Origin of the sequence: Enterobacter sp. ECC-249 (genome assembly GCF_043965265.1) — a bacterium.
In the GTDB taxonomy this organism is placed as follows: Bacteria; Pseudomonadota; Gammaproteobacteria; order Enterobacterales; family Enterobacteriaceae; genus Enterobacter; species Enterobacter quasiroggenkampii.
Window position 1 is genome coordinate 4,091,540 of sequence record NZ_CP143660.1, and the last position, 13,363, is coordinate 4,104,902.

At 60.9% G+C, this 13,363-nt stretch carries 5 protein-coding genes; 2 read left to right on the forward strand and 3 right to left on the reverse strand.

The genetic code is table 11. The features are described 5' to 3' along the window. The first annotated feature begins 40 nt into the window (after positions 1–40). Positions 41–601: a YceI family protein gene (locus tag V1587_RS19435; protein WP_395314460.1), complete on the forward strand. Its 561-nt coding sequence runs from the start codon at positions 41–43 to the stop codon at positions 599–601. Here V1587_RS19435 and V1587_RS19440 read toward each other — a convergent pair. From V1587_RS19440 to V1587_RS19450, 3 genes are read right to left on the reverse strand one after another with little or no spacing between them, the layout of a single operon-like run. Then, a complete protein-coding gene (locus tag V1587_RS19440) occupies positions 593–1,384 on the reverse strand; it encodes an anti-sigma factor (RefSeq protein WP_371897997.1) in 792 nt (263 codons plus the stop codon). The genes V1587_RS19435 and V1587_RS19440 overlap by 9 nt on opposite strands. Beyond that, positions 1,381–1,911 carry an RNA polymerase sigma factor gene (locus V1587_RS19445; protein ID WP_371897996.1) on the reverse strand — a complete coding sequence of 177 codons (531 nt, stop codon included), beginning with the start codon at positions 1,909–1,911 and terminating at the stop codon, positions 1,381–1,383. Before V1587_RS19445 ends, V1587_RS19440 begins: the two co-directional genes overlap by 4 nt. A 7-nt stretch (positions 1,912–1,918) precedes the next feature. Continuing rightward, positions 1,919–2,446: a tetratricopeptide repeat protein gene (locus tag V1587_RS19450; RefSeq protein WP_251894928.1), complete on the reverse strand. Its 528-nt coding sequence runs from the start codon at positions 2,444–2,446 to the stop codon at positions 1,919–1,921. 763 nt (positions 2,447–3,209) lie between these two features. Between V1587_RS19450 and V1587_RS19455 the strand changes: the two genes are divergently transcribed. Continuing rightward, positions 3,210–13,307 carry a BapA/Bap/LapF family large adhesin gene (locus V1587_RS19455; protein WP_371897995.1) on the forward strand — a complete coding sequence of 3,366 codons (10,098 nt, stop codon included), beginning with the start codon at positions 3,210–3,212 and terminating at the stop codon, positions 13,305–13,307. The last annotated feature ends 56 nt before the right edge of the window (positions 13,308–13,363 follow it).

Consider the following 13,363-nt stretch of genomic DNA (forward strand, 5'->3'; position numbering starts at 1 on the left):
TCGGGCGTTTACGCAGTGCGCACTTATCGGAGAAACCACGATGTATCGCCTTTTGGCCTTTCTGACCGTTCTGCTGTTATGCCCTTCCCTGCATGCCGCCCCAAAAAGCTACCTTATCGACACCGATGACACCGCCATTCGGCTCTCGTGGCATGCCTTCGGCGGCATCCTCTCATGGGCGACGTTCAGCGGCGTGACGGGTGCAGTGACGCTCAATCCGGAAAACGACGTCGACGACCATATTCATGTCACCATTCCTGTGGCAACCCTGGTGGCCTCTAACAAGCTGCTCACCTGGCAATTAAAAAGCGACATGTTTTTTGATGCGGAGCACTACCCGACCATCGAGTTCATCAGCTCTCGCGTGGTCGCCCAGGGGGACGGGCGGTTCAGGGTGTTCGGTACGCTGACCGTGCGCAACATCGCCCGCCCGGTGATCCTGGAGGCCATCGTGAAAGACCCGCACGCGCAGGCCCTCACGCTGGATGCCACGACTGCGATCTCGCGCGCGTCCTACGGGATGGATAAGTTTGCGCTGGTCGTGGACGATCGTATTGCCATCGCCATTGCGATTAAGACGAAGAGCGTGCCGTCATCCTGAGATGAGCCGCCGCAGCTGCTCCGCGTTTCCCCGCAGGTGAGACGACGGGTTGCGGCCAATAAGAACAAACTGGAAGCCCGTCTCCTGCCACCACGCCAGGTTCATGCCGTGCCGCTGCTCCTGGCGGAGAGAGGTCGTCGTCTTCTCATCTACGGGAGAGATACAGAGCGCCATCGGCCCGTAGTCGGCGTTGATCCAGGCAATCTGCGCAATCGTGGTGGTTTCATAGCGCAGCATGCGCACCATTTTCAGCTCTGCCCCCTGCAGGACAAGCTGCGACATGTGCAGCTTCATGCCGATATCCTGCGCGGCCCGCTCCAGCCCGCGCTGCAGGACCGGCGTTGCGTTGTCCATATCCAGCAGCGTCTCGACGCTGTACAGGGACATATATTGCGCTTCGAGGTCGCGAATATGGGCATTCTCATCCGCTGGCGCGGAAGCGGGCCGCAGCAGGTAGCCCAGCCCGGAGCCGACCATCAAAAAACTGACCGATGCGGCAATCAGCGCCCGCCTGCTGACGCCAGACGGCGTGGAGGATTGTGGATCGGGAATCTCTTCCAGACGCGCTTTCATCGTCTCCAGAGGCGCGTCATCCAGCAGGGAGGCAAACGCCCCGACGAAATCCTCGCTGCTTTTCATCAGTTCGGCGGTTCGCCCGGAGAGGCGTTCGTCACTTTTCATCTGTTCTTCAAATTGCTGCGCGTCGGCGCGGCACATCTCGCCATCTATCCAGGCCACGATGGCGTCGTCGTTATAGGGCGGTGTAAAACGGTACGCGTTCAAGAGCGTTTCTCCTTTACCGGAGGCAGTATGTCAGCGGATCTGGCAAGCCGAGCACGCGCCGTCGCCAGCCGGCTCATCACGGTACCGATCGGCACCGCCAGGGTCTCCGCCGCCTCCTGGTAGGTAAAGCCTTCGACATAAACCAAAAATACCGCATTGCGCTGGGCTTCAGGCAGCGCGTTAACGCGCTGCATCACCTTCAGGTAATGCAGGCGCGTCTCATTCTGTTCGCGGGTGTCCGGCGCCAGCAGCTCGTCGCTGGCAACAAATCCCTGCCCCTGTCGAACGTGTCGTGCCCGAAGCTCAGAGATCCAGATGGAGTGCAGGATCGCGAACAGCCACCTGTCGATACGCGTACCCGGCGTATACTGGCTGCTTCTTTCAAGCGCACGGACGCAGGTGGACTGAACCAGCTCTTCGGCGATATCTCTGTTTCGCGACAACACCAGCCCATAGCGCCAGAGGCGCGGCAGGTATGCGGCGAGCTGTTGACGAACCTCACGGGTTGCGATGGGGTTTCCCTCCACGAGAAAATCAGGATTCCGGATGTCCGTTGATGGCCGCCTGCAGGTCACGGTACTCCTCGCAGGACTGGCCACAAATACCGGCAATCACCTTCAGCTGTTCTTTCGCGAGGTCCGGGCGTCCTTTCACCATCCACGCTTCACCGAGATACTCCCGGGCTTTGGCATAATCCGGGGCGATCGCCAGCGCACGCTGGTAGTAACCAATCCCTTCGTCCGTGCGGCCCAGTTTGCGCGTGGCGAACCCGCGATAGTTCCACGCTTCAGCCGTATTGCCATTTTTCAGCGAATTAAGCAGATTGAGCGCCGCCTGGTACTCGCCTTTCTTCGCGAGATGGTACGCATAGTTGGTTTTGTCCTGGTCGCTGAGGCTGCTGCTTTTGTCCGGCACGCATTTCTGAGTAGCGCTGTCATACACCTGTCCGGCAGGACAGTCGGGCGTTTTACTCTCGGTACTATTATTGCCCATCGCCAGCGCCAGTGGGGACAGCAGGGAAAAAATCAGCACCGGGATCAAACGGAACGAGGTCGTGTTCATATAAAGCTCCAGGGTAAGAAGGGAGTGACGTCAGTAAACGCCCGACTGACGATTTTTATTCATTGTCCCCGTAATTTTTTTGCTGGCGCAAAATCATCCTGACGTTGTAGCCCAATGAAAATAAATCATGTTATTTACTCTCACCTTAACGTTATTATTTCGCGTGATAGCAGAGTTTTAACCCCGCACAAGAATATATTTTATTGTTCAAGTGATATAATATATCTTATATCAAAAACGTTACCCTAACTTAAATGAATATTAAGCAGATTTAAATAATATCGCTTTACATTATATTAAAAATATCCCCTACTAATTATTACAGTGCGTAAACCGCACTAAGAATAAACATTACTCACCCAAACCAAATCAATAAAAAACAACAAGTTATATCAACTGAATTTTTAACAACATCAATAGATTAATGCCCTCCACATTGTTTTCGAATTTATTTACGAAAGCTGAATTTGCACAACCCGTGTTTTCTGTCTATATCATTTTTATATCCTCAAAAATAATTCCTCTATTAATTACAGGGTTTTACAAAACATAAAACACGAATAAAACGGTTCTCTTTCATTAGAAATTAGATTCGCTCTGATGTTGCCACTCTGAATCCTGGCGGGCATCGTGCGCGCTAAAAACAACGGTCAGTGCTGCGTTTGCGTTATAACAGCGACTGCGCCGGGGGCGCCCTTTACCTTCTGCAGAGATGGCTCGTCTTGCTCGCCGTTCATGACACATCTGCTGGAGTAATGCCTAAATGAGCCAAATCTCTGTTATATCGAAACTTACTGGCGTGGAAACGACCACGGAAGGCACACAGGTTACGCTGAGCCATTCCTCTATCGTTGAGCTTCATATCGAGCGAGCGAGCGTCTCCCACTTCGCGCGAAATGGTAACGATCTGCTGGTTACGTTGCACTCCGGCGAGGTGATCACCCTTAAAAATTTCTACGTCACGGACGCGCAGGGCGTGAGCCAGCTGGTACTGCAGGACAGCGAGGGCGCATTATGGTGGATTGAAGATCCGACCGGAGCCGCAACGTTTGAATCTATCGCGTCCACGGACGTGCTGCTTGCGGCCTCCGGGAGCGACGCCGGTGGTGCCGCCATCTGGCCATGGGCACTGGGCGGCATCGTCGCAGCGGGTGGCATCGCGGCGGCGGCAAGCACCGGTGGTGGCGGCGGCGGTAGCGATGGTGGCAATAACAATAGCCCCAACCCCAACACACCCGTCGATCCTGCCGATCCGGATACAACGCCGCCGAACGCACCTTCCGGCCTTAAGTTCTCTCCAGATGGTAAAACCGTCACCGGTACCGCTGAACCCGGCAGTACCATCACGCTGAAAGACGCGAACGGGAATGTTATTGGCTCAGGAAAAACGGGCAGCGACGGCAGCTTTACCGTCTCCCTCGGCACACCGTTAACCAACGGCGAGCAGGTGACTGCCACCGCGACGGATAGCGCCGGGAATACCAGCCCGGGCACAACGCTCAACGCGCCGGACATCACCGCGCCCGATGCGCCAGCAATCACCAGCGTAACGGATGATATTGCCCCGCAGACGGGGGCAGTCAGCAACGGCGGCAGCACTAACGATCAGCGCCCGCAGCTTACCGGCACCGGCGAAGCGGGCTCGACCGTGACGATTTATGACGGTGGAGTCGCCATTGGTACGGCGGTGGTCGCCAGCAACGGCACCTGGACCTTTACCCCGTCGGTTGATCTGAGTGAAAGAACTCATGAGATTACCGTGCGGGCAACCGACGCCGCGGGCAACACCGGGCCTGCCTCACCGGTGTTTACCCTGACGGTGGATCTTACTCCGCCGGACGCGCCGACCGCGATTGTGCTGACCGACGATACGGGCGCTATCAGGGGAACCATCACGTCGGGCGCGCTTACCGATGCTTCACTGCCGATCCTGGCGGGAACCGGCGAGCCCGGCGGAACCATCACCATTTACGATAACGGCGTGGTGGTTGGCACAACGACGGTGCAGCCCAACGGCACCTGGAGCGTCACGCCGAACGGCCCGCTCCCGGAAGGGACACACTCCATAACCGTCACTGAAACCGATGCCGCCGGAAACCTGAGCGCGAGCTCAGAGCCTGTCATCTTCACCGTGGACACCACGCCGCCGTCTGCCCCTGGAAACCTCGCGGTGTCGAATGATGGCGGCACCATCAGCGGCATCGCGGAAGCCGGCAGCACGGTGACCATCCGTGAAGGCGATGTCACTCTTGGCACGGTTGTTGCGGACAGCCAGGGTAACTTCAGCCTGACGCTGACCCCGCCGAAGCTCAACGGCGAAATCCTGACCGCTGACGCCACCGACACGGCAGGCAACACGGGACCAGCAACCGCCGCCGCATCACCGGATATTACTCCACCGGCGACGCCAATTATCGTATCTGTGATTGATGACGTGCAGGCCAGCACGGGCCCCGTGGGCCCGAACGGGATTACCAACGACCGGGCGCCGACCGTGACCGGAACGGGGGAAGCGGGCTCGACCATCACGGTTTACAACGGCAGCGATGTCCTCGGTACGGTGGTTGTTTCCTCTTCCGGCCTGTGGAGCTTTACGCCGCCTGCACCGCTGGCCGATGGCATCTTGGTACTGACCGCGAAGGCGACGGATGTAGCCGGTAACCCGAGCGGGTTATCAGATTCGTGGACGATTACCATCGACGGCACGGCGCCTGGCGCGCCGGTAATTTCACAAGTCGTGGACGATGTCCCCGGTCGCACCGGTTCGCTCGACATTAATGAGACCACTAACGACGCCACCCCAACGCTCAGCGGTACCGCCGAACCAAACGCAACGGTCACTCTCCGCGTGGACGGTGTTGCTATTGGGACGACCGTCGCCAATGGCCTTGGCGTGTGGATCTTTACCCCAAACACCCCGATCACTGAAGGGCCACATACCCTGACCGCCGTCGCAACTGACGCGGCGGGCAACACCAGCGACGTCTCCAACAGCTGGGGCATCATCATTGACAGCGTTGCCCCGGGAGCGCCGGTCATTACCCAGGTTGTGGATGACGTGCCAGAGCGCCTCGGCGCGCTCAATTCTGGCGACAGTACTAACGACACCACGCCAACGCTCAACGGCACCGCGGAGCCGGGCTCAACCGTCACCATTCGCCAGGACGGCGTCGATGTCACAACGATTGTGATCGACAGCAGCGGCACGTGGACCTATACCCCGACCACGCCGCTCGTTAACGGCACCTATACCTTTACCGCCGTCACCACCGATGGAGCGGGTAACACCAGCCAGCCGTCAAGCGGCTTTACTCTGACCGTCGATACCACGCCGCCAGCAGCAGCCACTATCGCCACCGTGACCGATGACGTCGGCGGCGTTCAGGGCACGCTCAGCAGCGGCGATACCACGGATGACACCCAGCCGCTGCTGCAGGGCTCAGCCCCGGCGGATACGGTGATCACCGTTTATGACGGTGCCATCCTGCTCGGCACCGCCACCCTCGACGGCAGCGGCGGCTGGAGCTTTATACCCGTTAGCCCGCTCACCGACGGCCCGCATTCCCTGACGGTTCACGCCACGGATGCCGCCGGCAATACCACGATTTCCAGCCCGTTTGTATTGACGGTGGATACCGTCGCGCCTGCCACACCGGATATCCCGGCAATCACCGTCAACCCTGATGGCACAGCAATACCGTTGAACCCGGGAGAAACCACCCGCGACACCACGCCGACCCTTAGCGGAACCGGCAATCCGGGCGATACCGTGACGATATACAACGGCGGCGTCAAACTTGATGATGTGCTCGTGGACGGAAGCGGCAACTGGACCTGGACACCGTCAACCCCGCTGCCTAACGGCACCTATGACATTACCCTGACCGTCACCAACATGGACGGCACGGGCAACGAAAGCGCCCCATCGCAGCCGGTCACCATCACCATTGATACCGACCCGCCGGCTACGCCTGCGGCACCGACCGTCACCGACAGCGTCACCCAGATCACCGGCCCCGTTCCCGATGGCGGAACCACTAACGATCCGCGCCCGGTCCTGAGCGGCACCGGCACGCCGAACGACGTAATCAACATCACTGACACCGTCAACGGCATATCCACCGTTGTGGGCACCGTCACGGTAGACAGCAGCGGCAACTGGAGCTGGCGTCCTGGCAGCGACATTGCCGAGGGCAGCCACGCCTGGACCGCCACCGCCACCGATGAAGCGGGCAACATCTCTGACCCGTCGCCAGCGATTACAATCGTCGTGGATACCGTGGCGCCAGCTACGCCGGTGATTGGTGCCGTGGGCGGCGCGCCTGATGGTGGCTTTACCACGGATTCGACGCCAGCGGTCGGCGGCACCGGCGCCATCGGTGAGACGGTGATCGTCTACAACAACGGCGTCGAATTAGGACGCGTGACGGTGAATGGTACTGGCGAATGGTCCTTCACCCTGCCACAACAAACGGACGGCCCGCTAAACATTACCGTGGCCGGCGTGGACGCAGCGGGCAACCTTAGCGCGCCGAGTGCGGTCTTTACCGTCACGCTCGATACCGTTGCGCCTGGGATACCGCAGATTAATGCCGTCTCAGACAGCCAGCTTACCAACAACGTGCTCTACACCCGCGACGGCACGCCGACCCTTACCGGGACCAGCGAACCCGGCACCAGCGTTATCATCTCCATCGACGGTAGCCCGTCGGGTGTGCCGGTCACGATACAGCCGGACGGCAGCTGGAGCTGGACTGCAGGTACAACCCTGCCGGATGGCCCTCATACCTTCACCGTCTCGTCTGTCGATCCTGCCGGTAACACGTCAGGGAGTTCCGCACCGCTGAGCGTGACGGTGGATACCGCCGCGCCTGCAAACCCGAGTGGCATGGCCCTGGCTCAGGAAGGAACTCCGCTGACCGGTAACGCCGAGGCAGGAAGTACCGTTACCGTGAAAGACAGCGGTGGGACCGTTATTGGTAGTGGCGTTGCCGCAAGCGACGGCAGCTTCTCCATTGCGCTGAGTCCGGCGCAGCTGGACCCGACCACGCTGACCGTGACCGCCACAGATGCCGCTGGAAATGCCAGCCCTGGCGCGTCCTTTATCGTTACCGATTCACCGCTCGACCTGCCGCAGGTGCCGGTCATTACGGCTATCAACGATGACGTCGCCCCGATCGTCGGCGACGTGAAAGGCAAAACCACCAACGACACCACGCCAACGCTTACCGGTACGGCTCAGGCGGGAAGCCTGATCACCATTTATCAGGACGGTGGCGTAACGCCCGTGACGACGGTGACCGCCGACGGCAGCGGCAACTGGAGCTATACGTCGACCGCGCTTGGCGAAGGGCTGCACACCTTTGAGGTGACCGCGACCCTCAACGGCCAGACCAGCGGCCGCTCTCCGGCGGCCAGCGTCACCGTCGACCTCACCGCACCGGGCACGCCAGCTATCGGCGCGGTGATTGACGACGTCGGTCCGGGCACCGGCCCGCTGACCAGCGGCCAGACCACTAACGACAACCAGCCGACCCTCACCGGCACCGGCGCGGTGGGCGATACCATCTCCATTTACAACAACGGCGTGCTGCTGGACAGCGTGGTGATCGGCAACACCGGTACCTGGAGCTACACCACGCCAGCCCTGGCAGAGGGTAATAATGTCCTGACCATCCGCGAAACCGATCCGGCGGGGAACCAGAGCGGTCCTTCGGCGGGCTTCACCGTAGTGGTGGACTCCGTTTCCGCTACGCCGGTCATCACCAACGTCACGGATAACGTCGGTAACGCCGCCACCACGGTGGTTAGCGGCACCGAGACCAACGACGCCACGCCAACCCTTTCGGGGACAGCGGACGCAAACAGCGTGGTGACCATTTTCGACGGCGGCACCCAGATTGCCGTGGTAACGGCTGACGGCACCGGCGCGTGGACGTTTACCCCTGACACCGCGCTCGGCGAAGGCACGCACAGCTTCACCGTCCGGGCGACCGACCCGCTGGGCAACGTCAGCGCGGTCTCAACTCCCTGGAGCGTGGTGGTTGATCTGACGGCCCCGACGGTTCCGACGCTGGATAATGTGAATGACAACGCCCCTGGCGGCGTCACGGGCAACCTCACCAGCGGCCAGGTGACTAACGACAGCACACCGACCATCAGCGGCACCGGCCAGGCGGGCAGCACGGTTCACATCATGAACAACGGCACGCAGATTGGTACGGCGCTCGTTGACGGAAGCGGCAACTGGACCTTTACACCGACCGCGCCGCTGGGCGACGGCAGCTACTCCCTGCGCGCGTATGCAACGGATACAGCAGGCAACGCCTCGGCGAACTCGTCGGTCTTCGCCTTTACCATTGATACCGCAGCTCCCGGCGTACCGGTGGTGACGAGCGTCATTGACGATATCGGTCCGGTCACCGGGACGCTCACGTCGGGTAACAGCACCAACGACGCGCGTCCAACCTTCAACGGCACGGGCGACGTGGGTTCTACAGTGCACGTGATCGTTGATGGTACCGAAATTGGCACTGCCGTGGTCAATGCCCAGGGTAACTGGACCTTCACCCCGGGCACCGATCTGGGCGAAGGGCCGCACGCGATCGTCTTCAACGCCACCGACGCGGCTGGCAACACCGGCAGCACGACGGCGCCGTTTAACCTGACGGTGGACACGGTCGCGCCGTCGGCACCGGTCATCTCGACCGCGGGTGACAACGCGGGCAGCATTCAAACCCCGCTCTCTTCCGGGCAGAGCACCGACGACACCACGCCGACGCTGAACGGCACCGCGACAGCCAACGCCACGGTCACCGTTTATGAGAACGGCCAGCCTGTCGGCACCGTGCAGGCGGACGGTACCGGCGCATGGAGCTTTACGCCGTCAACGCCGCTGGCCAGCGGCAGCCATACCTGGACCGCCACGGTCACCGATGCGGCTGGCAACGTCAGCCCGAACTCGCCGGACTTTACCCTGATTGTTGATACCACCGCACCGAACGCGCCGGTTATCAGCCAGGCGATAGACGACGTAGGCAGCATCACCGGCCCGCTTACGTCCGGGCAAACAACCGACGATACCGTTCCGCGCCTTACCGGAACCAGCGAACCGTTTGCTACCGTTAAGATCTATGAGGGAACCACGCTTGTCGGAACGGGCACCGCGGATGGCAGCGGGAGCTGGAGTATCTTGCTCACCACCACGCTGGCGAATGGTCCGCACAGCTTCACCGCGCAGGCCACGGATGCGGCAGGCAACACCAGCGTGTCGTCGGCCAGCTTCAGCCTCACCGTCGACACCACGCCGCCTGCGCTGCCGGTGCTGACCAGCATTCTGGATGACGTGGGCAATGCGGCGACGCCGGTTGCCAACGGCGGTTTCACCAACGACGCGCAGCCGACCCTCACCGGTACGGCGGAAGCAGGGTCAACGGTGAAAATCTTTGATAACGGCGTACAGATCGGCAGCGTGACGGCGACCGGCGGGGCGTGGAGCTTTACGCCATCCCCGGCGCTGAGCAACGGCGCGCACACGTTGACCTTTACCGCCACCGATGCGGTGGGCAACGCCAGCGCGCCTACCGCCGGGTATGTGATTAACGTCGATACCCTCCCGCCAGCCGCGCCGGTCATCAGTTCGGTGATTGATGATGTCGGCAGCGTTACCGGGCCGGTAACCGGTACGAACCCGACCAACGACACCCGACCAACGCTGAGCGGGACGGCCGAAGCGAATGCCACAGTACGGATCTACGATGGCATTACGCTGGTAGGCACGGTGACCGCCGACGGCAGCGGAAACTGGACCCTGCCGCAAACCACCACGCTGACGCAAGGACTGCATAACTTCACCGCCACCGCCACCGATGCGGCCGGAAACACCAGCGTGGCGTCAGCCGTGACGACGATTATCGTTGATACGACCGCCCCAACGGCGCCGACCGGAACCTTCAACGCCGACGGTAGCGTCCTGACCGGGACTGCGGAAGCCGGCAGCACCGTCACGATCCGCCTTGCGGACGGTACGACGGTGACCGCCATTGCGGGCAGCAACGGCACCTACAGCTACACCTTCATTAACAAACAGACCGAAGGCCAGACGCTGCAGATCACCGCGACCGACGTCGCGGGCAACACCTCCCTGCCGGGCTCTGCCCTTGCGCCGGTGGTGCCGCTCTCCGCCAGCAATAACGTAGAAGAGCTGAACCTCAGCACCACGGCGACCGTGACCAACAGTCAGTACAGTGACTACGGCTTCCTGCTGGTCGGCGCCGTTGGCAACGTCCTGACGCTGATCGGTAATGACACCGCGCAGGTGAACTTCTCGGTGGTCAGCGGCGGCAGCGCGGATATCGTGGTGAACGCCAACGCTACGGGGGCGGTGCTCTCTCTGCTCAATACCCTTGAGCTGGTAGTGCAGCACTACGTCAACGGCGTTTGGACTACCGTGGTGGACACCGGCCAACCGCAGTTTGCCGATCTCCTGACCCTCGGCGCAACCGGCGTATCGCTGAACCTGTCCGGACTGGCTGACGGCGACTACCGCGTGCTCAGCTACAACACCAACCTGCTGGCGACCGGCTCCTACACCAGCCTCGACGTGGCGGTGAAAGAGACTGGTCCGGGTACGGTTACGGGCGATACCAGCCTCAACGGCAACGTGATCCTCGATACGGATCCGACCGCCGGCAGCGACAACGCGCCGGCCGGAACCACCATCTCCGCGGTCACTAACGCGCAGGGCGTCACCACCAGCGTGAACGCCGACGGTACGGTGATCCAGGGCCAGTACGGTACGCTGACCATTAACCGCGACGGCAGCTATACCTACAGCCTGACCGACACCAGCGCCGCGGTCATTGGCCGAACGGAGAGCTTCACCTACACCATCACCCATAACGGCGTCAGCGCGTCGGCGAACCTGGTGCTGTCTCTGGGTGCCGGTACGGTAGTCAACGGCATTGTGGCGGTGGACGACACGGCTTCGCTGACCTTTGACACCACCGTGAGCGAGATTAATAACGGCGCCTCGTCTCAGAACGGTTTTACCCTGGTAGGCATTAATCTCGGCAGCACGCTGGGGCTTAACCTGCTGGACGACATGACCAACCCGATTATCTACAACGTGGAGGAAGGCACGACCCGCACCATGACCATTCAGGCCTCCGTGGGCGGCGTGGCGCTGGCATCGGTATTCGATCTGTACGTCTATAAGTTCAACAACGCCACCCAGACCTTCGAGCAGGTTCGCGTCGAGTCGGGCTGGCTGCGCGCCCCGCTGCTGGGGGGCTCGTCATCCCAGCTGACGCTCAATCTGCCGGCCGGGGAATACCTGTTCCTGCTGAATACCGCGTCCGGGATCACCGCCCTTACGGCCTACACGCTGAGCGTCCTGCAGGATCATGTTTACAGCGTGGCGAGCATCAGCGAAACGACCACGGGCGACGTGCTGGCGAATGACCCTGTTCCGGCGGGCACGGTAGTCACCGAAGTAAACGGCGTGGCGGTCAACAGCAGTGGAACAACCACCATTCAGGGGGAATACGGCACGCTGACCATTAATTCGTCCGGTCAGTACACCTATACCCTGAGGAGCGGCGTGGGGGCGGACCATATCAGCACGCCGGACACCTTCGTCTACACCGTTACCGCGCCTGACGGCTCGAAGGATACGGCATCGCTTAACATCACCCCAACCGCGCAGGCGATGAATGCGGTCAACGACGTCAGTACCGCAATGGACGTCACCTCGGTGCACCACACGTCGGTCTACTCCGATACCACCGTGGGCGTCGCCAGCTGGACGACCGCGGTGCTTTCATCAACCCAGGGCAGCGGCAGCGGAACCTTCGTGGTCGACCCGAACACCGCGCTGCATAACGCGTCGCTGCACTTTAGCGTGGTCTCGCTGCTGGCGCTGGGCGGGCTGACGGTAAACTGGACGATTAGCGATGCCAACGGCGCGATCCGCAGCGGCTCCTTCAGCGGCGCCTCGCTGCTGGGCGGCAGTATCGACGTCCCGCTGACAGGGCTGGATCTCAACGCCGGGACCTATACGCTGAGCTTTACCGGTAGCGTACCGGGGCTCAGCGTCGGGACCATCACCATCACGCCAAGCGTAAACGGCACCACCTATTCGCTGACTGATTTCGACGCGACCGGCACCCACACCGTCAACGGCAATATCTTTGACGGCACCGATTCTGGCGGCGTGCTGGATCAGCTCCACTCGGTGGATACCCGTCTGAGCGTGACCGGTTACAACGGCGTGACCACCACGCTGGATCCGTATACCGGCAGCGCAACGGTGAATATCACCGGCCATTACGGCGTCCTGGCGATCGGCGCTGACGGCCATTACACCTATACCCTCAACAGCGGGGTATCGCTCTCAACCATGACCTCGAAGGAGACCTTCAACTACACCCTGACCGACTCTACCGGAAGGACGGATACCGCCACGCTGACCATCAATATGGCGCCGCAGTTCATCAGCTCGGAGCATAACGACGTCATCACCGGTACGGCCTACGGCGATACGCTGATTTACCAGGTGCTGAACAGTACGGTTGGGAATGCCACGGCGGGTAACGTCAGCAGCACCGCGGGCGATCACTGGACCGGCTTCTCGCTGGCGCAGGGGGACAAGATCGACATCGGCGATCTGCTGGTGGGCTGGAACGGTAGCGCCTCGACGCTGGGGAATTATCTCCATGTTACTAATAGTAATGGCAATACCGTGATCTCCATCGACCGTGACGGTGCGGGGGGCACCTACACTAATACCACGCTCGTTACGCTTGATGGCGTTCAGACCACCTACGACGAGCTTGTTAATCAGCAGCACATCATTACCTGATAGCACCTGTAGTACCTAACCCGGGCGCACAGCGCCCGGGCATAAATAATAAAGCC

Bases quoted from the DNA above. Each gene is read 5' to 3' on its own strand.
- V1587_RS19435 (WP_395314460.1), top strand. From the start codon at position 41: ATGTATCGCCTTTTGGCCTTTCTGACCGTTCTGCTGTTATGCCCTTCC.
- V1587_RS19450 (WP_251894928.1), bottom strand. From the start codon at position 2,446: ATGAACACGACCTCGTTCCGTTTGATCCCGGTGCTGATTTTTTCCCTG.
- V1587_RS19455 (WP_371897995.1), top strand. From the start codon at position 3,210: ATGAGCCAAATCTCTGTTATATCGAAACTTACTGGCGTGGAAACGACC.